The sequence below is a fragment of the Pseudomonas sp. genome, from assembly GCF_028293835.1.
In the GTDB taxonomy this organism is placed as follows: Bacteria; Pseudomonadota; Gammaproteobacteria; order Pseudomonadales; family Pseudomonadaceae; genus Aquipseudomonas.
Map to the genome: position 1 here is coordinate 1 of NZ_JAQGNX010000139.1, position 21,826 is coordinate 21,826.

22 protein-coding genes and 1 tRNA gene are annotated in these 21,826 nt (G+C 54.8%); 17 read left to right on the forward strand and 6 right to left on the reverse strand.

Annotated features, from left to right (window positions below):
• Positions 1 to 28: 28 nt before the first annotated feature.
• Positions 29 to 105, reverse strand: a tRNA-Met gene (locus tag JWR17_RS19155).
• A 250-nt stretch (positions 106 to 355) separates the two neighbouring features.
• Here JWR17_RS19155 and dinB point away from each other — a divergent pair.
• On the forward strand, positions 356 to 1,417 hold the full coding sequence (gene dinB / locus JWR17_RS19160; RefSeq protein WP_299833810.1) for a DNA polymerase IV: 1,062 nt from the start codon (positions 356 to 358) through the stop codon (positions 1,415 to 1,417).
• On the opposite strand, the gene JWR17_RS19165 is transcribed toward dinB, so the two are convergent.
• The 3 genes from JWR17_RS19165 to JWR17_RS19175 form a co-directional block, all read right to left on the reverse strand.
• Complete coding sequence (locus JWR17_RS19165) at positions 1,414 to 2,370, reverse strand: hypothetical protein (RefSeq protein WP_299833766.1); 957 nt, start codon at positions 2,368 to 2,370, stop codon at positions 1,414 to 1,416. The two genes, dinB and JWR17_RS19165, sit on opposite strands and share 4 nt — an antisense overlap.
• A gap of 90 nt (positions 2,371 to 2,460) precedes the next feature.
• Complete coding sequence (locus JWR17_RS19170) at positions 2,461 to 4,176, reverse strand: proline--tRNA ligase (protein WP_299833771.1); 1,716 nt, start codon at positions 4,174 to 4,176, stop codon at positions 2,461 to 2,463.
• Positions 4,177 to 4,342: 166 nt separating this feature from the next.
• The gene (locus tag JWR17_RS19175; RefSeq protein WP_299833773.1) at positions 4,343 to 5,695 is read right to left on the reverse strand and encodes an OprD family porin; all 1,353 of its coding nucleotides are present in this window, start codon (positions 5,693 to 5,695) and stop codon (positions 4,343 to 4,345) included.
• Positions 5,696 to 6,713: 1,018 nt separating this feature from the next.
• Between JWR17_RS19175 and JWR17_RS19180 the strand changes: the two genes are divergently transcribed.
• Both JWR17_RS19180 and JWR17_RS19185 read left to right on the forward strand, forming a co-directional pair.
• Positions 6,714 to 7,145 (forward strand): HIT domain-containing protein, encoded by a 432-nt coding sequence (locus JWR17_RS19180; RefSeq protein WP_299833775.1) that lies wholly within the window; start codon positions 6,714 to 6,716, stop codon positions 7,143 to 7,145.
• Positions 7,142 to 7,348: a SlyX family protein gene (locus tag JWR17_RS19185; protein WP_299833777.1), complete on the forward strand. Its 207-nt coding sequence runs from the start codon at positions 7,142 to 7,144 to the stop codon at positions 7,346 to 7,348. The genes JWR17_RS19180 and JWR17_RS19185 overlap by 4 nt, the downstream gene beginning before the upstream one ends.
• Positions 7,349 to 7,423: 75 nt before the next feature.
• On the opposite strand, the gene JWR17_RS19190 is transcribed toward JWR17_RS19185, so the two are convergent.
• Positions 7,424 to 8,029, reverse strand: coding sequence for a cold-shock protein (locus JWR17_RS19190; RefSeq protein ID WP_299833779.1), 606 nt, complete (start codon positions 8,027 to 8,029; stop codon positions 7,424 to 7,426).
• A gap of 501 nt (positions 8,030 to 8,530) precedes the next feature.
• On the opposite strand from JWR17_RS19190, the gene JWR17_RS19195 reads away from it, so the two are divergent.
• The 14 genes from JWR17_RS19195 (at position 8,531) to ybgF (ending at position 20,523) form a co-directional block, all read left to right on the forward strand.
• Positions 8,531 to 9,004 (forward strand): Dps family protein, encoded by a 474-nt coding sequence (locus tag JWR17_RS19195; RefSeq protein ID WP_299833781.1) that lies wholly within the window; start codon positions 8,531 to 8,533, stop codon positions 9,002 to 9,004.
• A gap of 282 nt (positions 9,005 to 9,286) precedes the next feature.
• The gene (locus JWR17_RS19200; protein ID WP_299833783.1) at positions 9,287 to 9,628 is read left to right on the forward strand and encodes a ribbon-helix-helix domain-containing protein; all 342 of its coding nucleotides are present in this window, start codon (positions 9,287 to 9,289) and stop codon (positions 9,626 to 9,628) included.
• Positions 9,629 to 9,870: 242 nt separating this feature from the next.
• Positions 9,871 to 11,646, forward strand: coding sequence for an aspartate--tRNA ligase (gene aspS, locus JWR17_RS19205; protein ID WP_299833785.1), 1,776 nt, complete (start codon positions 9,871 to 9,873; stop codon positions 11,644 to 11,646).
• A 146-nt stretch (positions 11,647 to 11,792) separates the two neighbouring features.
• The gene (locus JWR17_RS19210; protein ID WP_299833788.1) at positions 11,793 to 12,539 is read left to right on the forward strand and encodes a YebC/PmpR family DNA-binding transcriptional regulator; all 747 of its coding nucleotides are present in this window, start codon (positions 11,793 to 11,795) and stop codon (positions 12,537 to 12,539) included.
• 124 nt (positions 12,540 to 12,663) lie between these two features.
• Positions 12,664 to 13,188 carry a crossover junction endodeoxyribonuclease RuvC gene (gene ruvC, locus JWR17_RS19215; protein ID WP_299833790.1) on the forward strand — a complete coding sequence of 175 codons (525 nt, stop codon included), beginning with the start codon at positions 12,664 to 12,666 and terminating at the stop codon, positions 13,186 to 13,188.
• 128 nt (positions 13,189 to 13,316) lie between these two features.
• Positions 13,317 to 13,925, forward strand: a complete 609-nt coding sequence (gene ruvA, locus JWR17_RS19220; RefSeq protein ID WP_299833792.1) for a Holliday junction branch migration protein RuvA — start codon at positions 13,317 to 13,319, stop codon at positions 13,923 to 13,925.
• Positions 13,926 to 14,981, forward strand: a complete 1,056-nt coding sequence (gene ruvB, locus JWR17_RS19225) for a Holliday junction branch migration DNA helicase RuvB (RefSeq protein ID WP_299833794.1) — start codon at positions 13,926 to 13,928, stop codon at positions 14,979 to 14,981.
• Between the two features lie 139 nt (positions 14,982 to 15,120).
• A complete protein-coding gene (gene ybgC / locus JWR17_RS19230) occupies positions 15,121 to 15,588 on the forward strand; it encodes a tol-pal system-associated acyl-CoA thioesterase (RefSeq protein ID WP_299833796.1) in 468 nt (155 codons plus the stop codon).
• Positions 15,578 to 16,273 carry a protein TolQ gene (tolQ, locus tag JWR17_RS19235; protein WP_299833798.1) on the forward strand — a complete coding sequence of 232 codons (696 nt, stop codon included), beginning with the start codon at positions 15,578 to 15,580 and terminating at the stop codon, positions 16,271 to 16,273. Before ybgC ends, tolQ begins: the two co-directional genes overlap by 11 nt.
• 14 nt (positions 16,274 to 16,287) lie before the next feature.
• A complete protein-coding gene (gene tolR / locus JWR17_RS19240; protein ID WP_299833800.1) occupies positions 16,288 to 16,752 on the forward strand; it encodes a protein TolR in 465 nt (154 codons plus the stop codon).
• Positions 16,752 to 17,834: a cell envelope integrity protein TolA gene (tolA, locus tag JWR17_RS19245; RefSeq protein WP_299833803.1), complete on the forward strand. Its 1,083-nt coding sequence runs from the start codon at positions 16,752 to 16,754 to the stop codon at positions 17,832 to 17,834. Before tolR ends, tolA begins: the two co-directional genes overlap by 1 nt.
• Positions 17,835 to 17,881: 47 nt before the next feature.
• Positions 17,882 to 19,132, forward strand: a complete 1,251-nt coding sequence (gene tolB / locus JWR17_RS19250) for a Tol-Pal system beta propeller repeat protein TolB (RefSeq protein WP_299833811.1) — start codon at positions 17,882 to 17,884, stop codon at positions 19,130 to 19,132.
• A gap of 53 nt (positions 19,133 to 19,185) precedes the next feature.
• Positions 19,186 to 19,686, forward strand: a complete 501-nt coding sequence (pal, locus tag JWR17_RS19255) for a peptidoglycan-associated lipoprotein Pal (RefSeq protein WP_299833806.1) — start codon at positions 19,186 to 19,188, stop codon at positions 19,684 to 19,686.
• Positions 19,687 to 19,692: 6 nt separating this feature from the next.
• The gene (gene ybgF / locus JWR17_RS19260) at positions 19,693 to 20,523 is read left to right on the forward strand and encodes a tol-pal system protein YbgF (protein WP_299833808.1); all 831 of its coding nucleotides are present in this window, start codon (positions 19,693 to 19,695) and stop codon (positions 20,521 to 20,523) included.
• A 67-nt stretch (positions 20,524 to 20,590) separates the two neighbouring features.
• On the opposite strand, the gene JWR17_RS19265 is transcribed toward ybgF, so the two are convergent.
• Positions 20,591 to 21,813, reverse strand: a protein-coding gene (locus JWR17_RS19265; protein WP_299833813.1) for an IS3 family transposase whose coding sequence is annotated in 2 segments (ribosomal slippage) — positions 20,591 to 21,462 and positions 21,462 to 21,813 — 1,224 coding nt in all. Because the reading frame shifts where the segments join, the coding sequence is not laid out codon by codon here.
• Between the last annotated feature and the right edge of the window lie 13 nt (positions 21,814 to 21,826).

The following is a 21,826-nucleotide window of genomic DNA, read 5'->3' on the forward strand; positions in this document are numbered from 1 at the left end:
ACTCTTTCGAGTAGCCTTTTTTGATGTTTGGTTGCGGGAGCCGGATTTGAACCGACGACCTTCGGGTTATGAGCCCGACGAGCTACCAGACTGCTCCATCCCGCGTCTGTGTGTCGGCATTCTACAGTGGAACGCCGGGCTGTCAATGGTTAATTACAAAAAAACGCTTTTCCTTCAATCGCTTAGCTCTGACGGATTGGGCGGGGGGGTGGACTTAAGGCTTGTGGCTCGGCCTTGGCAGGCGTATCCGCAGGCTTTTTTATGACCTTTCGCACGTCGTTGGTGGCATCGGGGATGCCAGCGTCCTACGGCAATGAGATACTGCCAGACCCTTAGCATGCCAAACCGCATCCCCATGACGCAGCGCAAAATCATCCATGTCGACTGTGATTGCTTCTATGCAGCGATCGAAATGCGCGACGATCCTCGGTTGGCTGGTAAACCGCTGGCCGTTGGCGGGTCGGCGGATCGTCGAGGGGTGGTTGCGACCTGCAACTATGAAGCGCGGGCTTACGGCGTGCGTTCAGCTATGTCCTCCCGGCACGCACTGAAACTGTGCCCCGACTTGACCATCGTCAAGCCCCGCATGGATGCTTATAAAGAAGCGTCCCGGGAAATTCAGACGATCTTCCGTGATTACACGGATTTGATCGAACCTTTGTCTTTGGACGAAGCCTTTCTGGATGTCTCTGAGAGCAGCCTCTTCGCGGGAAGTGCGACGAGAATCGCTCAGGACATCCGTCGTCGGGTGTCCAATCAGTTGCATATCACAGTGTCGGCTGGCGTCGCGCCTAATAAATTTCTGGCAAAAATCGCCAGTGACTGGAAAAAGCCCAACGGGCTTTTTGTGATTACTCCAGATCAGGTGGAGGACTTTGTCGCCACGTTACCAGTGACCAAGCTACACGGCGTAGGCAAGGTGACCGCCGACAAAATGGGCCGATTGGGTATCGTCAGCTGCACCGATCTGCGCGAGTGGAATAAATTAGCGTTGGTGCGCGAATTTGGCACTTTTGGTGAGCGGTTGTGGAATCTAGCGCGAGGCATGGATGATCGGCCGGTACAGAACGACAGCCGACGCCAATCAGTGAGTGTCGAAAATACGTACGACACTGATTTACCTGACTTGGCCAGTTGCCTGGTAAAGCTTCCGGATCTCCTCGAAACGCTCGCCGGACGGATGGAGCGTATCGGCGACAGCTACAGGGCCGGTAAACCCTTCGTTAAAGTGAAATTTCATGATTTCACCCAGACCACCCTGGAGCAGTCCGGCGCGGGGCGCAGTCTTGAGAGTTTCGAGCAGTTGCTGACCCAGGCGTTCGCGCGTGGCAGCAAGCCGGTACGACTGCTGGGGATTGGTGTGCGCTTGCTGGACCTGCGCGGCGCTCATGAGCAATTGGAGCTGTTCACGCTTTAATCTTCAGCGTGTGGATCCGCCACCAAGCGGCCAGCATCCCGGGTCAATGACTTGACGAATTGCTTTTGAAGTTCTGGATCATTGTGGGTCAGTTCAATCAGGCTTTGTTCCAGTTCACTGGCTTCTTCTTCAAGGCCCAGTTCTGAAAGACGCTTGACCCGGTGCACCCATTGGCTGACGCCGTCCTCTTCGAGGTCATCATAAATCAGCGCATGAGCTTCGAGCAGCTTGCCCCGTAACGACGTGCTGACAGGAAGTGAGGCGTCGGCTCGTACGCTGTCTTGCTCGTCTTCAACATTGATCTGCAAGCGTGTAACACGCGTCAGGTCTTGCTCGGCAAACGGAGTGTCGAGCAAGTTCAGGCGTAATACGCCGTTCTGATCAGTCGTCAGATTGAACGTTTGCCCGCCCGATCTAACTTCCACCGGGCGTTCGCTCCACGGCAAGCTGCTGTGCTCGGTGTGTTTATCACGCTGAACTTCGTCGATGCTGGCCAGGTTTTGTTCGGCTCGGCCGTGAGACTGTGTATTCATGAAGGGGTTGATGCCGGCCACGCCGTAATCGATCCAGTCTTTGGTCGCCGTGCCCGGTAGATGGCCAAGCATGAGCAGATTGACGATATTGGCGCCCACCCCTGCCACCAACGCCACCGCGCCTAAAGGCACTTCGTACAATTCGCGCCAGGGTTGGTAAGGGGTGTAGCGATCATAATTGCGGGTGACTTCGAATTCCGTGACCTCGAAGGTCTTTTGCTCATTAATCCGTACGCGACGCTGAGGCAGCTCCAGCAGGTTGGGCTCGCCGATATCGATTTGCAGCGTGTGCTCAAGCAGTTTCCGTTCGACGCGCTCTTCGTGTTCGCTGCGTTGGGACAAATGATTGGCGCAGCCGCTGACAAGCAGGGTGCCGCACAATGCAGCGGTGCGGAGGCTTAAAGTGCTTCGCTTGAGCATGTGATCTCTTGATACAGAAAGGGCGTGTCTCGCCTCGTCGTGCGCTAATAAACAGAGGCGCGCACGTTTTTGGCGTGCGCGCCATTGGGTTTATCGGCGGATACGGGCCTGAAGAAAGGACAGTACGTCGGCAACCGGCAACGCTTGTGGCGTGGCTTCGGTACGGCTCTTGTATTCAAGGTTGCCTTCGGCCAAACCGCGATCACTGACCACGATGCGGTGTGGAATACCGACCAGTTCCATGTCCGCAAACTTGTTGCCGGGGCTGGTCTTCTTGTCGCGATCATCCAGCAGCACTTCAAAACCTGCGGCGGTCAATTCGCCATACAGTTTGTCCGTGGCTTCCCGCACCAGTTCTGTTTCGTAGCGCAATGGCACCAGGGCAATCTGGAACGGCGCCAACGCATCGTTCCAGATAATCCCGTTAGCGTCGTTGTTCTGCTCAATGGCCGCAGCCACCACGCGAGAAACACCGATGCCGTAGCAGCCCATGGTCAGCGTAACGGGTTTGCCATTTTCACCCAGTACCTGGCACTTCAAGGCTTCGCTGTATTTGGTCCCGAGCTGGAAGATATGCCCGACTTCAATACCGCGTTTGATTTCCAGGGTGCCGTTGCCGTCCGGGCTTGGGTCGCCAGCAACCACATTGCGCAGGTCGGCGACTGCCGGAACCGGTAGGTCGCGTTCCCAGTTAACGCCGAAGTAATGTTTGTCGTCGATGTTGGCGCCGATGCCAAAGTCGCTCATCAGTTCGACGGAGCGATCAATCACGCAAGGCAATGGCAGATTCAGCGGACCAAGGGAGCCGGCACCGGCGCCAATGGCGTCACGCAGTTCGGCTTCGGACGCCATTACCAGGGGGCTCGCAACCTGAGGCAGATTGGCGGCTTTGATTTCATTGAGTTCATGGTCGCCACGAATGATCAGCGCAATCAATTTGCCTTCTTCGGCCGCATGCACAACCAGCGTCTTGATGGTTTTTTCGATAGGCAGATTAAAGCCTTCCACCAACTGCGCGATGGTCTTGGCATTTGGCGTGTCCACCAGGCGCAATTCTTCGGTCGGTGCCTGGCGCGATTTTTCCCGCGGCACGGCCTCGGCCTTCTCTATATTGGCGGCGTAATCCGAGCTGTCGCTGAAAGCGATGTCGTCTTCACCGGAATCGGCCAGTACGTGGAACTCATGGGACCCCGCGCCGCCAATGGAGCCGTTGTCGGCCTCTACCGGGCGAAAATTCAGGCCCAGGCGAGTGAACACGTTGCAGTACGCCTGGTGCATGCGGTCGTAGGTGGCTTGCAATGAAGCCTGGTCGACATGGAACGAGTACGCATCTTTCATGATGAATTCGCGGCCACGCATCAAGCCAAAGCGAGGACGGATTTCGTCGCGGAATTTGGTCTGGATCTGATACATGTTGATCGGCAGCTGCTTATAGCTATTCAGCTCGTTGCGCGCCAGATCGGTGATGACCTCTTCGTGGGTTGGACCCGCGCAGAATTCACGATCATGTCGGTCTTTCATGCGCAGCAATTCCGGGCCGTATTGCTCCCAGCGGCCGGATTCCTGCCAAAGCTCTGCGGGCTGAATGCCAGGCATCAACACTTCAAGCGCGCCCGCAGCGTTCATTTCTTCGCGAACGACGGCTTCGACCTTGCGCAATACACGCAAACCCATGGGGAGCCAGGTATAAAGGCCTGAAGCAAGTTTGCGAATCATGCCAGCACGCAGCATTAGCTGGTGGCTGACGACGACCGCATCGGAAGGCGTTTCTTTCTGTGTGGCGAGCAAATATTGACTGGTGCGCATGGTAGGCCGTTGTCGGTTGCTGAGACTAGAAATGACCCGGCATTGTACGGTGGTGATCCGGTCGCGTACAGGGCAGGGCGGTGCAGCAAAATCGGTGATTCGGGGTTTTATCCCATAAAAAAACCCGGCATCAGCCGGGTTTTTTTGAAACGAAGACTGACTGCGATTACAGGATCGAAATCGGGTAGTCGACGATCAGGCGGAACTCTTTGTGGTCGCCGTCGAGCTGTTCAGCATCGGCAGTGTGCCACGCTTGACGGATACGGAACGAGAGATTCTTCGCTGGGCCAGTCTGAACAACGTACTTGGCTTCGAGGTTGGTCTCGTGGTGTTTCGCGTCGGTTGCAGCGTTGGCGTAACCGCCGTAAGCAGGGTTATCCGGGTTGATCTTGGTGTTGTCGATATCCCAACCGTAGATGTAACGGGTCATGAACGTCAGACCTGGAACACCGAAGCTTGCCATGTTGATGTCGTAACGAGCCTGAGCCGATTTTTCACCCGGGCCGTTAAAGTCGGAATATTGAATGGAGTTGGCGAGGAAGATCGAATCCGCACCGCGGCCGTTGTCACCTACACCGACGTAGTCAAACGGCGTGTTGCCGTTAATTTTCTGGAAGGCCAGGGTTACGGTGTGCGCAGTCAGGAACGAGTACGCAGCGCTCAGCGAGAACGCGTTGTTGGTGATGTCGCCTGCGAGCGCTTTGCCGGTGTCTTTGGTGTTGTAGTAGTTGAAGTCAAACGCCAACGACTGGGTATCGGCCAGTGGCAGGGTGTAGTTCAAGTTGACGTAGTACTGGTTCCATACGTCTTCCAGCTTGCCGCCGTACAACGAAGCCGTCAGGCTGTCGGTGATCGCGTATTTGCCGCCAACGTAATCCATCGACTTGGCGTCAATAGTATTGAGGGCATAAGCGGTGGTCAATCTGCCGTCGGCGTTCATCTGGCTTTCGCTGGATGCCGAGGTGAAGTGACCTGCTTCTAAGTCGAGGCCCTTGATCTCGCTGCTTTGCAGGGAGATACCGGTAGCTGTTTGCGGCAAGATGCGCGAGCCGCCAATTGCGAATACCGGGGAAGTGGTCGGTTGTTGCTGACCGATTTCCAGCATGGTTTTCGAGATGCGAACTTTCAGCGCTGCGCCAGCTTTACCCATGCTGTCTTGAGCTTTTGGGTCGCCGTTAGACTTAGTACCCACGGCCATGTTGTTACTGCCAGTGGTGCCATCACCACCGTCGGTTCTGACCGCGAGGTAACCGAAAGCGTCAACACCGAAACCGACAATACCTTGAGTGAAGCCGGAGCTCAGGTTGGCCTTGATGCCGTTAGTCCAGTCAATAGAGTCATGGCTGTCGTTTTTGTTGTCGCGGTTGAAGTAATAACTCCGCAGCAGCAGGTTCAGCGTTGTATCTTCGACAAAACCCTTCGCATCAGCCTGGTCAGTAACAAAGGCTGCTGCCGATGCCAATTGAGTCATACCCGCAGTAACTGCTAAGGCAATTGCGCTCCACTTCATCACTCTCATCGTGATTTGCTCCTTTGGTTTTTTAAGAAGAGTTACCGCCATCCCACCTGTTTTTTTATCTGGGAGGCTCTTTCTTTTGTGTCGGCGCGAATTTATATCACGCTGACAATGTTGGCGATAGTTACGAACCTATCCTTTCGTTATCTTTACGGCCATGTCGCAAATGTAGGTTGTTCATGTCGCATATGCGGTACCCCCGCTATCAAGTCCCGCAACTACAACAGCATTTTTTGAAGGGCTTAAGCATAGGTGTAAACAGTCTATGGGTGGCCGTTCAAACATTCCCTGCATCCCGCGCTTCCGTTTTCTTTTGTTTCCAAAGCCACCCCTTTAGTGCAACCGGCTCTGCAAACTCTTATGTGAGTCATAGCAACAACCGTGCACAAAGTTCGTAAGCATTTACTTTTTTTTCACATCTGGTCAATCCGCTCGTAGAAGTATTTTCTAAGTCGTTGGTTTTGAACGATTTTTATCTGCATATTTCTCCCATGAAAATTTCACATAGGGGGCGTTGGCGTGAAAAAAAACCTAAACCGTTACCCATCAGCGGGGGAAATTGGGTAAATCGCGGATGAGGTAGCACTGCCGTGGTGACTATGTGAGTCGTTTTGGTGCGTTGGGTTACGTTGGTGCTTGATGTCGGGCGTTTGTCCTTGATCATAAAGCGTCTAGACGGCAACTGAGTGGCGGTTTCGTTGCAAGGACATGACCGCATTGCATTCTGGTGGATTTACAGCCGTGATGGGCGCAACCGCTGATAACCCATCAGGACTTTTGCGCTAGCCAGGAAATTGAGCCATAACGGTGCAAAATACGTTAGCGCGTACCGTGCTGGTGCGCCGCGTGGTTTTGCTGGCTGAGGCGCGACGTCGGATTGTCCTGCGCTGTCTGCAGATTGTTGATCGCTGATTAGCCGATGAACCATAGCCCATTCCCGCGTATCCTGAGCCCTATTGCCATGAGCTCTGCGATTTTAAAGAATGAGCTAAAAATCAACCGATTGATCAGGAGTTCGGCGGTGTTCATTTTAGATCCGCGCCTTGTGCAAGATACTGTGGCCATCGGAGATTTTCCCCTGTGCCGTTTGTTGTTATCCAACGATTCTAACTACCCATGGTTCATTCTTGTGCCGCGCCGGCCGGGTATCAGTGAGTTGTTTCAGCTGGAGCCTGCCGATCAATTGCAGTTGTGGCAGGAAACCAATTCCCTGGCGCAACTACTCAGTGAGGCATTCAATGCCGACAAGCTCAATGTTGGGGCGTTGGGTAATGTTGTCAGTCAACTGCACATGCACGTCATCGTGCGCTTTCGCAATGATGCGGCATGGCCAGCGCCCGTTTGGGGCAAGCACCCGGCGCAGCCCTATACTGGCGAAGCGTTATTGGCCATTCAGCGTCGATTGCGCCAAGTGTTGACCCATGGCTTTCGTTTTGAGGAGGATCAGGCATGAGCCTTGAACAACGAATTAACGAACTGGAAAGTCGTCAGGCCTTCCAGGACGACACCATTCAATCGCTCAATGATGTACTTGTCAGTCAGCAGCGAGTCGTCGAGCGCCTTCAGTTACAAATGGCGGCTCTGCTCAAGCGTCAGGAAGAAATGGGCAGCCAGTTCGACACATTCGAAGAAGATGCGCCGCCGCCGCATTATTGAGTCCACCTGTTTTTTGTCCATAAAAAACCCGCGTACTCCTAAGAGGCGCGGGTTTTTTCAGGTGTTACAGATGGTTCAGCGGCGCGGCAACGCAGCTATGACATCTTCGGCTTGCAATCCTTTGTCGCGGTTCATTACCGAGAACTCGACGCGCTGGCCTTCGACCAGAACGCGATGACCTTCGCCCCGTATGGCGCGGAAGTGGACGAAAATGTCATCGCCAGAGTCCCGGGAAATGAAGCCGAACCCTTTGGACGTGTTGAACCACTTGACGGTCCCGGTATCACGGTTGGTCATGTCATGGCTTTGAGCGGAGGGCGAAGGAGACGATTGATAGAAGCTGACCGCCAAATGCAGGACGATCGCGATAAAAACACTGAGCAGGCTGACGATAATCGCCGGTTGGCCAGCGATGGTTTGCAATGGAACAAGCAAAGTCAGGGTTTGAAGGACGACCGCAAGCACCAAAAGCCCGCTGACCAGATTTTGCAACTGATGACGTGGGCCGCGGTTCCAGTAAGGGATCACTGGCGCCAGTAGCAGGTTGAGTAATCCGAAAAGCGCCAGGTAAAGGGCATCGGGTTGCAGGAGGTAAGAAGACAACGCTTCACTACGCAGGCTGGGGATGAAGGAAAGCAGCAGGGCTGCCGCTCCCGTTAGCAGGTGAACGATTTTCAACATTTTGATAACTCACATGTAAGACGGATCACGAGGAAATAGCTGATTGCGCTCGGTACGCTTCTGAATAAATGGAGGCGTGCTGCACGAGCGATAAGGTCAGCCTATGCGCTACATCAATACGGCAGGTCAGTAGCGACACGCGTGTATTTAACAGCAAAGCGCAGGGCTACTCAAATCAAGCGCTTGGCCGGGATTTAGTTCGACGCAGCACTGGGGTTGATTTGAGGCAATGGAGGGATGCCAATAGTTGATCTAGAGCGGTCGGCCATGCAATTAGCTGATCGGTGTGTTTTGTTGGGCGTTGCCCCAGTCTGCTGAATGTCCGGGTTAGTTTGTGGCCGGAGGTGGCCGAAGGCATACGGGAAAGCCGGATGCCGTTTGCGGGTCAAGGTGGGCAGTTTGCCGCAGGCTGTAGCCTAATAGGTGGCTGCGTTGCTTCCGTTCTCTTGGTAGAGTGTGACTGCACGTGTCACGTCAAACCATCATATAAAGGGGAGAAGCATGGCAATCGATATCGGTATCAGCGAAGAAGATCGCAAAGAAATAGTGGACGGTCTTTCTCGTCTACTGGCAGATACGTATGTGCTTTATATGAAAACTCATAACTTTCACTGGAACGTCAGCGGTCCGATGTTCCGTACGTTGCACCTGATGTTCGAAGAGCAGTACAACGAGCTTGCGCTTGCGGTTGACCTGGTTGCAGAACGGATTCGAGCGCTGGGCTTCCCGGCGCCGGGTACTTATGCCGCGTATGCCCGCCTTACTTCTATTAAGGAAGAGGAGGGTGTTCCAAGCGCCGAAGACATGATCAAGCAGTTGGTTCAAGGGCAGGAAGCGATCTCGCGTACGGCGCGTAGCATTTTCCCCCTGGTCGATAAAGTCAGCGATGAGCCGACTGCCGATTTACTGACCCAGCGCATGCAGGTTCATGAAAAAACCGCGTGGATGCTTCGTTCGTTGCTCGAAACCAAGTAATAAGTAGTTGGCGAGTGGCACCCAGAGTGCCGCTCGCACGCCGTTCAGTCGCCAGAATCAGTGCGGGTTGTCAAACAGCGTAACTATTGATGACATTCGTTTGACAGATTCGGGTTAACCGTCTGGGTTTTCTAAAATCCCCTATAAAATGTTGCTCTGTCCTACAGATCTGAAGTGCTTCTTCTACTGGCCAGAAATCTTTCATTGGCTTTACATGCAAGTGAATTATGCATGTCTAGTGCTTGAGGGATTGGTCAGATGGATAACAGGGAGCGGTCAACAATGGTTCAGCGCAGCGGGCATCAAAAGAAAGATTTCAGTCGTTACGGAAAAATCCAGGACGATCCTTTCGTCGAGGATTTCAACATGAATCTCGCACGTCCCCACTCCAAATCCGTTCGCCTAAATGGGCTGGCAACGTGTCTGCGTCTGGAGGAAGTGTATTGGGGTATTTTGGCCAATATTGCCCGCGCCAATAGTTGCTCGGTCAACGCGGTACTGTCCTATGTTGATCGCGAGGTGCACCTGCGTCATGGCGGCGTGAAAAACTTCAGCGGGTTGATCCGGGTAGTCTGTGTCGCTCATTTGTTAAAAACCGAGTCGATGGACTTGTCACTGGCATGATAACGCTACAGGGTCAGAAGGCGCCGCAGTCTGCTGTAGAACCGACCCTGTGCAGCGCGCTTATGGTGTTGCGATCAGTTCGGGCGGCTGCACAGCGTCAATTTACTCTATATAATCCCCCGCCTCACTACGGGGCGCAGGCCGTCGGGTTGAACTGCACGCCAGGGTTCTTGCACTATTGAGCGAAAGCGAAGGGCGAGAGCTCCACCGAATTCCGAATTACGAGAAGCGAAAACACCATCATGATGCGCAGCCATTATTGCGGCCAACTGAACGAGAGCCTGGAAGGTCAGGAAATTACCCTTTGCGGATGGGTCCACCGTCGTCGTGACCACGGCGGGGTGATTTTCCTCGATATCCGTGACCGTGAAGGCCTGGCTCAGGTGGTGTTTGATCCGGACCGCGCCGATACCTTTGCTGCCGCCGATCGCGTGCGCAGCGAATACGTGGTCAAAATTACCGGTAAGGTGCGTGCCCGTCCCGCCGGCGCAGTGAATGCCAACATGGCTTCTGGCGCTATTGAAGTGCTGGGCTATGAGCTCGAAGTGCTGAACGAGTCGGAGACTCCACCGTTCCCGTTGAACGAGTTCTCGGATGTCGGCGAAGAAACCCGTCTGCGTTATCGCTTTATCGACTTGCGTCGCCCGGAAATGGCAGAAAAGCTGCGTCTGCGTTCGCGTGTCACCACCAGCATCCGTCGCTATCTGGATGAGAACGGCTTCCTTGATGTCGAGACGCCGATTCTCACACGGGCTACTCCTGAGGGCGCCCGCGACTATCTGGTGCCAAGCCGCACACACCCAGGCAGCTTCTTTGCCTTGCCGCAATCGCCGCAGCTGTTCAAGCAGTTACTGATGGTAGCCGGCTTTGATCGTTACTATCAGATTGCCAAATGCTTCCGCGATGAAGACCTGCGTGCTGACCGCCAGCCGGAATTCACTCAGATCGACATCGAGACCAGCTTCCTTAACGAAGCAGACATCATCGGCATCACCGAGAAGATGATTCGCCAGCTGTTCAAGGAAGTCCTTGACCTGGAGTTCGGTGAGTTCCCGCACATGACATTCGCCGAAGCCATGCGTCGTTATGGTTCCGACAAGCCAGACCTGCGTAACCCGCTGGAGCTGGTAGACGTTGCCGACCAACTGAATGCCGTGGAATTCAAAGTGTTCAGCGGTCCGGCCAACGATCCGAAAGGCCGTGTTGCCGCCTTGCGTGTACCGGGTGGCGCCAGCATGCCGCGTAGCCAGATCGACGACTACACCAAGTTCGTCAGCATCTACGGCGCCAGGGGCCTGGCTTACATCAAGGTCAACGAACGCGCCAAAGGGGCTGAAGGCCTGCAGTCGCCTATCGTCAAGTTTATCCCTGAAGAAAACCTCAAGGTAATTCTCGACCGCGTTGGCGCTGTCGATGGCGACATCGTGTTCTTCGGTGCCGACAAATCCAAGATCGTCAGCGAGGCCCTGGGCGCGCTGCGGATCAAAGTCGGTAACGACCTGAAGTTGCACACGTGTGAATGGGCGCCAATGTGGGTTGTTGACTTCCCAATGTTCGAAGAGAACGACGACGGCAGTTTCAGCGCATTGCACCATCCGTTCACTGCACCGAAATGCAGCCCGGAAGAGCTCGAGGCCAACCCGGCGACGGCGCTGTCCCGCGCGTACGATATGGTACTCAACGGTACTGAACTGGGCGGCGGTTCTATCCGTATCCACCGCAAGGAAATGCAACTGGCGGTTTTCCTCTTGCTGGGTATCAGCGAAGACGTGCAGCAAGAGAAGTTCGGCTTCCTGCTGGACGCTTTGAAGTACGGTGCACCGCCCCATGGCGGTCTGGCGTTTGGTCTGGACCGTCTGGTGATGTTGATGACCGGCGCCCAATCGATTCGTGAAGTGATCGCGTTCCCGAAAACACAGAGTGCTGCGGATGTCATGACCCAGGCACCTGGCGTCGTTGATGCCAAGCAGTTGCGCGAACTGCACATTCGTTTGCGCGAACAGCCCAAGGCTGAGTAAGTAATAGCCGAGCGGGGCGCTTCGCAGGCTCGTCAACGACGCTGCCGATGCGCCCCGGTCCTCCCGGCCACAGAATTGATTGAAGCTTTTTGCACGCATCAGCGGCGCACAAAGTGTGAGCGTTTCAAAAGAATTCGGAGCGAGAAATGGCAGGTCATTCTAAGTGGGCGAACATCAAGCACCGCAAAGAGCGTCAGGATGCCAAAAAAGGCAAAATTTTTACCAAGTGGATCCGCGAACTGACCGTTGCTGCGCGTCAGGGTGGCGGTGATCCGGGCACTAATCCGCGCTTGCGACTTGCGCTGGATAAGGCCCTCGGTGCCAACATGACGCGCGACACCATTGATCGCGCTGTTGCCCGTGGTGCCGGGGCGGCTGAAGGTGACGATGTCGAAGAGCTGGGTTATGAAGGTTACGGCCCAGGTGGCGTAGCGATCATGGTCGAGACGATGACCGACAGCCGTAACCGCACTGCCGCTGCTGTTCGCCATGCATTTGTCAAATGCGGTGGCAACCTGGGCACGGATGGTTCAGTGGCTTACCTGTTCGACCGTAAAGGGCAAATCTCGTTTGGCGCCGGTATTGATGAAGACGCTTTGATAGAAGCCGCAATGGAAGCAGACGCTGATGACGTGGTGAACAACGAAGACGGGTCTATCGACGTGTTCACCTCGTTTACCAGTTTCTACGCCGTGCGCAATGCGCTGGAGGCAGCGGGATTCAAGGCTGCCGACGCCGAAATCGTCATGTTGCCGACTACCAGCGCTGTACTGGATCTGGAAACCGCCGAGAAGGTACTCAAGCTGATCGACATGCTTGAAGACCTGGACGACGTTCAAAGCGTCTACTCCAATGCGGAAATTCCGGATGACATTCTCGAACAGCTTGGCTGATCAATGACTGTCAGTAGGTCAAATTGAAGCCGGGGGCACGATAGCGCGATCATCGCGCTATCGGCCCCCGGCTTCTGCCTTTATGCTGCGTGCATTGGGCGTCACTTCTTAAGCTGCAGGCTTTATGACACTTATTCTTGGTATCGACCCCGGTTCGCGGATTACCGGTTATGGCGTTGTACGGGACACGGGTCGTGGCTGCGTGTACGTAGCTTCGGGTTGTATTCGCACCGGCAGTGGTTTGTTGCATGAGCGGCTGCAAATCGTTTATCGCGGTGTGCGGGAAGTCATTCAGACGTACGGTCCGGTGACCATGGGCATCGAAAAAGTGTTTATGGCGCGTAACGCCGACTCGGCGCTCAAGCTCGGGCAGGCGCGCGGCGCGGCGATCGTGGCGGGCGCCGAAGAGAGCCTGGAAATCGCTGAATACACCGCGACGCAAGTCAAGCAAGCCGTGGCCGGTACTGGCGGCGCCAACAAAGAACAAGTGATGATGATGGTCATGCACTTGTTGAAGCTGACCCAAAAGCCTCAGATCGATGCTTCCGATGCGCTGGCGATTGCGTTGTGTCATGCGCACACGCGTTCGAGCCTCATACCTCATGGGTTGAGCGCTGCGCGCAGTCGCAGCGGTCGATTGCGGCTTTGATACATCATTTAGGTAATTTTTTTCCCGTGGCCCCATCACTCCTGTAATGATGGCGACCATTATTTGTGTCGGCGTGGTAGCTGCTGCTGAGCAAAAGCGACGGCTGACCATAAGAAAGGATTTGATACGTGATTGGACGGCTACGCGGTTTTCTGGCTGAAAAACAGCCGCCGCACCTGGTTCTAGATGTCAACGGCGTCGGCTATGAGCTGGAAGTGCCAATGAGCACGCTGTATCGGCTGCCCCATGTGGGCGAGCCTGTGACCTTGCACACCCATCTGGTGGTTCGTGAGGACGCGAACCTGCTGTACGGCTTTTTCGAAAAACGCGAGCGTGAGCTGTTTCGTGAGCTGATCCGCCTTAATGGCGTCGGTCCGAAATTGGCATTGGCGCTGATGTCCGGTCTGGAAGTCGACGAACTGGTTCGCTGCGTTCAGGCCCAGGACACCTCGGCCTTGACTCGAATTCCAGGGGTTGGCAAGAAAACCGCCGAACGCCTGTTGGTCGAACTCAAGGATCGATTCAAGGCCTGGGAGTCGTTGCCGGGAAGCTTCAGCCTGGTCTCTAATGGTCCAAACGCCGCGCCGCAGGTGGCAACGGCTGAATCGGATGCAGTCAGCGCTCTGATTTCCCTGGGCTACAAGCCTCAGGAAGCGAGTAAAGCGGTGTCTGCCATCAAGGATAAAAACTTGAGCAGCGAAGACCTGATTCGACGTGCTTTAAAGGGAATGGTTTAAGTGATCGACGCTGACCGCTTGATAACCGCGACCGGCCGCGACCGGGACGAACAACTGGACCGTGCGATCCGTCCGCTGAGTCTGGCTGATTATATTGGCCAGCCGGTGGTGCGCGAGCAGATGGAATTGTTCATCCAGGCTGCGCGCGGGCGCAATGAAGCGTTGGACCACACCCTTATTTTCGGGCCGCCGGGTCTGGGTAAAACCACCCTGGCGCACATCATCGCTCAGGAAATGGGCGTTTCGATCAAGAGCACCTCAGGCCCAGTGCTGGAACGTCCAGGTGACCTTGCCGCAATCCTGACCAATCTTGAACCCAACGATGTGCTGTTCATCGACGAAATACATCGCCTTTCGCCCATTGTCGAAGAAGTACTGTACCCGGCAATGGAGGACTTTCAGCTCGATATCATGATCGGCGAAGGCCCTGCCGCACGTTCGATCAAGCTTGATCTGCCACCGTTCACTCTGGTCGGAGCGACTACCCGCGCGGGCATGTTGACCAATCCGCTGCGCGACCGCTTCGGTATTGTTCAGCGTCTTGAGTTCTATAACACTGCCGACCTGGCGACTATCGTTACGCGTTCGGCGGGCATATTGGGTTTGCCTATCGAAGCGCAAGGTGCTTTCGAAATCGCCCGTCGTGCACGAGGAACGCCGCGCATCGCCAATCGCCTGCTACGTCGTGTACGCGATTACGCAGAAGTGCGCGGTAATGGTCATATCTCCAAGGCCACCGCTGACCTTGCATTGAACCTGTTGGATGTCGATGAACATGGGTTTGACCACCAGGACCGGCGACTGCTGTTGACGATGATCGAAAAATTCGACGGGGGGCCGGTGGGTGTCGACAGCCTTGCCGCAGCCATCAGTGAAGAGCGGCATACCATTGAAGATGTTCTTGAACCCTATTTGATCCAACAAGGCTATATCATGCGTACCCCGCGTGGGCGGGTAGTAACCCGGCACGCGTATTTGCACTTCGGCTTGAACGTTCCATCGCGAATGGGCGAAATGCCCGTCGCCAGTGATTTCGTTGATGACGCAGACGATTAAATAAACTGCACAAGGTGCTGATTTATTCGGGATTTTGGTGGTCAGACATGCAGACGCATCGATCCGACCGTCAATAAGCGGCAAAAAGTGAAAAACAGTTGATTGGCGGATTGGCATTCCGGGGAGTAAGCACTAGAGTATGCGCGCGCAAAACGGGCTTCAGTCGTTTGTACATCGCTGTCGCGTTTATTACGAGGACACCGATGCAGGCGGCATCGTTTATTACGTTAACTATTTGAAATTCATGGAGCGGGCTCGAACCGAGCAGCTACGCGCATTGGGTTTTTCCCAGTCGCAGCTGGTAGGGGAGGATCTGTTGTTTGTCGTGCATTCCTGCGAGGCGCGTTACCACAAGCCGGCGCGATTGGACGATGAGCTGTTGATAAGCGTTGAAGTGATTGAATTGAACCGCGCGAGCCTGCGATTTCGTCAGCAGGTCAGGCTGGCTGCGGATGAAACGCTGCTTTGCGAAGGGCAGTTCTTGGTGGCGTGTGTGCGCGCCGACAGTTTGAAACCCCGGGCCATTCCCGAAACTCTGCGTGCGGCCTTTGCCGGCCAGAGCGGCGCGGGTACACATTTAGAGCAGGAGATAGCGCGTGGAAGCTAACGTAGTCGACCATTCCTCCATGTGGAGTATGGTCAGCAATGCCAGCATTGTTGTTCAGTTGGTTATGCTGATTTTGGTGGGTGCTTCAGTCACCTCCTGGATCGTGATTTTTCAGCGCAGCAATATGATACGGTCGGCTCGTCGGGCACTGGAGAGCTTTGAAGAGCGCTTCTGGTCAGGTATCGATCTGTCCAAGCTGTACCGTCAGGCCGGCAGCAACCCGGACCCTGATTCGGGCGTGGAACAAATTTTCCGTGCAGGTTTCAAGGAATTCTCCCGACTGCGTCAGCAGCCAGGCGTTGATCCTGATGCAGTGATGGAAGGCGTGGCCCGGGCCATGCGTGTCGCCATCTCTCGCGAAGAAGAAAAACTCGAACAAGGTTTACCGTTCCTTGCAACCGTAGGCTCAACCAGCCCTTACATCGGCTTGTTCGGTACGGTGTGGGGCATCATGAACTCCTTCCGTGGTCTGGCCACAGCTCAACAAGCCACCCTGGCTACCGTTGCTCCGGGCATTTCCGAAGCGTTGGTCGCGACGGCTATCGGTCTGTTTGCCGCTATCCCCGCAGTAATCGCCTACAACCGTTTCGCTGCTCGCAGCGAAGTGTTGATCGGCCGTTACTACACGTTCGCCGATGAGTTCCAGGCGATCCTGCACCGTAAAGTGCACACCAGCGAAGAGTGAGCAGGTAATCCTTCATGGCTTTAATCGCTCAAAATCGTCGCAAACGTCGCAAGCCGGTTGCCGAAATGAACGTAGTGCCGTACATCGACGTGATGTTGGTACTGCTGGTCATTTTCATGGTCACCGCTCCGATGCTCAACCAGGGTGTGAAAGTTGACCTGCCGAAAGTCTCAAGCGAGGCTTTGCCACAGGACAACAACAACCAGGTTCTGACCATTTCGATCAAATCCGACAAGACCTATTACTGGAATCTTGGCAGCGAAGTCGATACCGAAAAACAGCAGGACAAGGCCATGACCTTGCCGCAGATGACTGACGCGGTGACCAAAATCATCAAGGCCGGTCGTGAAGGCGGCAAGCAGACGCAGGTCTTTATCCGTGGCGACAAAACCGTTGATTACGGCTCTGTAATGGGCGCAATGGGCGGGCTGCAGAAAGCAGGGGTCGGTAATGTTGGCTTGATTACCGAGGCGCCCTGATGCACCAACAGCGAGAGCCGTCCGCCTCGGAGAGCTTCTTCTGGCCTAGCGTTTGGGCTGTGGCGCTGCATATTCTGATTTTTGGCATGCTCTTCGTCAGCTTTGCCATGACCCCGGATTTGCCAGAAGCCAAGCCCATTGTTCAAGCGACCCTGTACCAGCTCAAATCCAAAAGTCGCGCAACGGTCCAGACCAATCAGAAGATCGCCGGTGAGGCGCAGAAAACGGCTGCACGGCAAACTGAAACCGAGCAGTTGGAACAGAAAAAGATTGAACAGTTAAAACAGGATGCTGCGAAAGCTGCGGAACAAACCAAAGAAGACGCGGCTCAAAAAGCCGAAGAACAGAAAGCTGAAGAGTCTAAGAAGGCAGACGCAGCCAAAGCGGACGCCGCCAAAGCTGAAGCGAAAAAAGCTGACGACGCGAAGAAAGCGGACGACGCTAAAAAGGTTGCCGAGAAGGCTGATATAGCCAAGAAGAAAGCCGAAGACGACGCGAAGAAAAAGGCCGAAGAAGACGCGAAGAAAGCTGCAGCTGACGATGCTAAAAAGCAGGCCGCCGACGACGCGAAGAAACAGGCAGTGGAAGACGCGAAGAAAAAAGCGGCTGACGATGCCAAGAAGAAAGCCACCGACGACGCCAAGAAAAAATCGACAGCCGATGCGGCGAAGAAACAGCAAGATGCCGCTCGTAAATCTGCTGAAGATAAAAAGGCGGCGGCCTTGGCCGAATTGCTCTCCGATAAACCGGAGCGGCAGCAGGCATTGGCGGATGAGCAGGGCGACGAGACAGCGGGCAACTTTGACGATCTGATTCGCGCGCGCGCTGCTGAAGGCTGGGCTCGACCACCTTCTGCAAGAAAAGGCATGACCGTTGTACTGCAAATTGGAATGTTGCCTGACGGGACAGTGACTTCGGTCAGTATCGCCAAGTCCAGTGGAGACACTCCGTTCGATAACTCGGCGGTGGCGGCAGTTAAAAATATTGGTCGATTGACAGAAATGCAGGGCCTGAAACCAAGTGATTTCAATCCCTACCGTTCATTCAAGATGACATTCAAACCTGAGGATCTAGCCTTGTGATTAACATTCTTCGAGGATTGCTTATCGTTCTTTGCTGTGCGGCGGGAATGGCCGCTGCAGAAGAGAAGAACATCATGGTCACTACCGGTAGCGACCGGGCAACGCCGATTGCGGTTGTTCCGTTCGGGCTGCAGGGCGGTAGCGTCTTGCCAGAGGACATGGCCGACATCATCAGTAATGACCTGCGTAACTCGGGCTATTATTCGCCGCTGGCCAAAGCGAGCATGATCAGCCTGCCAACCCAGGCAAGCGAAGTGATCTACCGCGACTGGAAAGCGATCGGTGCCCAATACCTGATGGTCGGCAGCATCGTTCCTTCGGGCGGTCGCTTGCAGATCAGTTATGCCTTGTTCAACGTGGCGACTGAACAGCAAGTGATGACGGGCAACGTATCGGGTACCAACGATCAACTGCGCGATATGGCGCACTACATCGCGGACCAGGCGTTCGAAAAACTCACCGGCATCAAAGGTGCGTTTTCAACGCGTATGTTGTATGTCACCGCTGAGCGTTTCTCGGTCAATAACACGCGTTACACGCTGCAACGTTCGGACTACGACGGTGCCCGTGCAGTGACCCTGTTGCAATCACGCGAGCCTATTCTGTCGCCGCGATTCGCGCCGGATGGCAAACGTATTGCTTACGTGTCGTTTGAACAGAAGCGTCCGCGCATCTTTATTCAGCACATCGACACTGGTCGCCGCGAGCAGATCACCAACTTTGAAGGCATCAACGGCGCCCCTGCGTGGTCCCCGGATGGCAACAAGCTGGCGTTCGTGCTTTCCAAAGACGGTAACCCGGAAATCTATGTGATGACCCTGGCTACCCGCCAGATCAGCCGCGTCACCAACGATCCGTCGATCGATACTGAACCGTTTTTCGGTAAGGACGGCACCACGCTGTACTTCACGTCTGACCGCGGCGGCAAGCCACAAATCTACAAAACCAGCATCAACGGCGGCAGTGCCGAACGTGTAACGTTCATCGGTAACTACAACGCCAACCCGAAATTGTCGGCCGATGAAAAGACGCTGGTAATGATTCACCGTCAGGACGGCTTCACAAATTTCAAGGTAGCAGTGCAGGATTTGCAGCGCGGTAGCGTAAAAATCCTCACAGACAGCAACCTTGATGAGTCGCCTACTGTCGCGCCCAACGGCACCATGGTAATCTACGCCACCCGCCAGCAGGGCCGGGGAGTCTTGATGCTCGTGTCCATTAATGGACGCGTAAGGCTCCCGCTTCCTACCGCTCAAGGCGAAGTCAGAGAACCTTCCTGGTCCCCTTACCTGAACTGACGCGGCGCTACACGTTTTGCTTAACACACTTGGGGTTCATTAGGAGTTTCACGATGGAAATGCTGAAGTTTGGTAAATTTGCTGCTCTGGCTCTGGCCATGGCTGTAGCTGTAGGTTGCTCGTCCAAAGGTGGCGATAACGCTGGCCAAGGCGCTGCTGTAGATCCTAACGCTGGTTACGGTGCTAACACTGGCGCTGTTGATGGCAGCCTGAGCGAAGAAGCTGCTCTGCGCGCTATCACCACTTTCTACTTCGAATACGACAGTTCGGACCTGAAACCAGAAGCCATGCGTGCCCTGGACGTTCATGCTAAAGACCTGAAAGCCAATGGCGCTAAAGTCGTTCTGGAAGGCAACACCGACGAACGTGGTACTCGTGAGTACAACATCGCACTGGGCGAGCGTCGCGCGAAAGCCGTTCAACGCTACCTGGTACTGCAAGGTGTTTCCCCAGCACAGCTGGAATTGGTTTCCTACGGTGAAGAGCGTCCAGTTGCTACCGGCAACGACGAGCAATCCTGGGCTCAAAACCGTCGCGTCGAACTGCGTAAGTAATTTGACATGCGAACGTGCCGTCGTGCTCTAACCGTTTTGACTCTCGCCCTTCCGCTTTTTGCGTGGGGTGCGGTTCCTGTGGTCGATAACAATTCTGGCTCTGGTAGCAGCAGTTATCCGCCAGCGGGTTATGGCACGTCCGGCGCCTATGCAGGGGGAGGGGTTACGGCCCCTGCCTCGGCACAAGGTCAGCTGTTCATGCAGTTGCAACAAATGCAGGAAGAGATCGCCAAATTGCGCGGTACGGTCGAGGTTCAACAGAACGATATCGATCGGATGAAGCAAGAGGCATTGGAGCGTTATCAGGAACTTGATAAGCGTATCAGTGCTGGACCTGGAGCTGGCGGCGCACCTGCCGCAGGAGCTACCGATAATTCTCAATCCAGCGGCGATATAAATGCCGGTGGTGCGCCTACGGCACCTGCAGCGCAGGCTCCGGCGGCAAACGCGGAACCGGGTGATCCGGCGAAGGAAAAAGTCTATTACGACGCTGCCTTCGATCTGATCAAAGCCAAGGATTTCGACAAGGCCAGTCAGGCCTTCACGGCTTTTCTGCGCAAATACCCAAACAGTCAATACGCGGGCAATGCCCAGTACTGGCTGGGTGAAGTGAACCTGGCCAAGGGCGACCTTCAAGGCGCCGGTCAAGCATTCGCCAAAGTCAGCCAGCTGTATCCAAAGCACGCTAAAGTGCCGGATTCACTGTACAAACTTGCGGATGTCGAACGCCGTCTCGGTCATACCGACAAGGTAAAAGGCATCTTGCAACAGGTGGTTTCCCAGTACCCTGGCACCTCCGCTGCACAGTTGGCTCAGCGCGATTTGCAACGCATGTAATGTGTCTGTCAGTTAGCTGAACTGATCACCTGTCTAGTCCTGAAATAGGTTTACACCTATTTCGGTCTCAAAACGCCCGATGCACCGCATCGGGCGTTTTGTATTTTAGGGCCAGATGCGGTCGTTCAGCATTGTAAATCCGAACCGATTCATCGACCATTTTTGCTGCTTCTTCCAAGTTCTTGGGGCGGTGCAGCAAGAACTCCATCTTTAAAATACCGTTCACTCGCTCGGCCAGAGCATTTTGATAACAGTCGTAGCCATCCGTCATCGAACAGGTGATCTCGTGTTTCCTGTGCGCACGCTGATATAGATCAGAGCAGTACTGGGCGCCGCGGTCCGAGTGATGAACCAACGGCTGCGTGGTCTTTCGCTCGTCAAGCGCGTTCTTGAACGCTTTGATCACAGACTCCGTATGCAAAGTTTCATGTACGTGATAACCCACGATCTTGCGTGAGTAAGCGTCTGTGACAAGGCTCAAGTAGGCCACGCTTTGTTGCGTGGGCAGGTAAGTTATGTCTGCCACCCATACTTGCTCAGGGCCGTTGGCGACGATCTGCTCAGGACCCTCCTTGAGCAGGTTAGGATGGCGCCGAAAGCGGTGATGGCTGTGCGTCGTTTTGTGATAGGCGCGCTTGGGCAGCACGAGTTCCCTGGCGTCTCGCAAGATGCTAAATAACCGGTCACGCCCCACCTGTAGGCCAGTCTCTGCTTCGGTATGCAGTAAGTAGTGCAATTTGCGAGTACCGAGTCTTGGCTGGCGGCGGCGTTTTTCCAAAACGAAATCCACCACCTTTTGGTCATTATTAACCCGCGCATCGTAAGCTCGGTTGCGCTTGTAATACGCCTGACGAGAAATACCCATGAACAGGCAAGCCCTGGCAGTGCTCAGGTCTTGGATTTGCCGTTGTGAGAGGACTTGCCGGGTCGCTTTTTTACGATCGAAACGCCGTAATCGTTTTTCAACACATTCACAACGGCTTCGAAAAACTGGGCCTTCTGGTTGCTCACTACGAGCTGCTCTTCAAGTTCTTTGATTCGCTGCTCGGGCGTCAGCGGTAAATTTGGCTCGGTCATCGGCTTGACCCTCAGCACGCGAATAGACGCGCCTTGACTCCAATCCTGCCGACCATGCTTGCGTAACCACACCAGCACCGTCGACCGACCCTGGATGCCATAGCGCCGTTGAGCTTCTTTATAACTCAACTCGCCTTTTTCAACCTGATCAACAACCGCCAATTTAAAAGCGAGCGTGTAATCGCGCTGACTGCGCCTTTTCCCTGAATCCATTACGTCCTCCTGA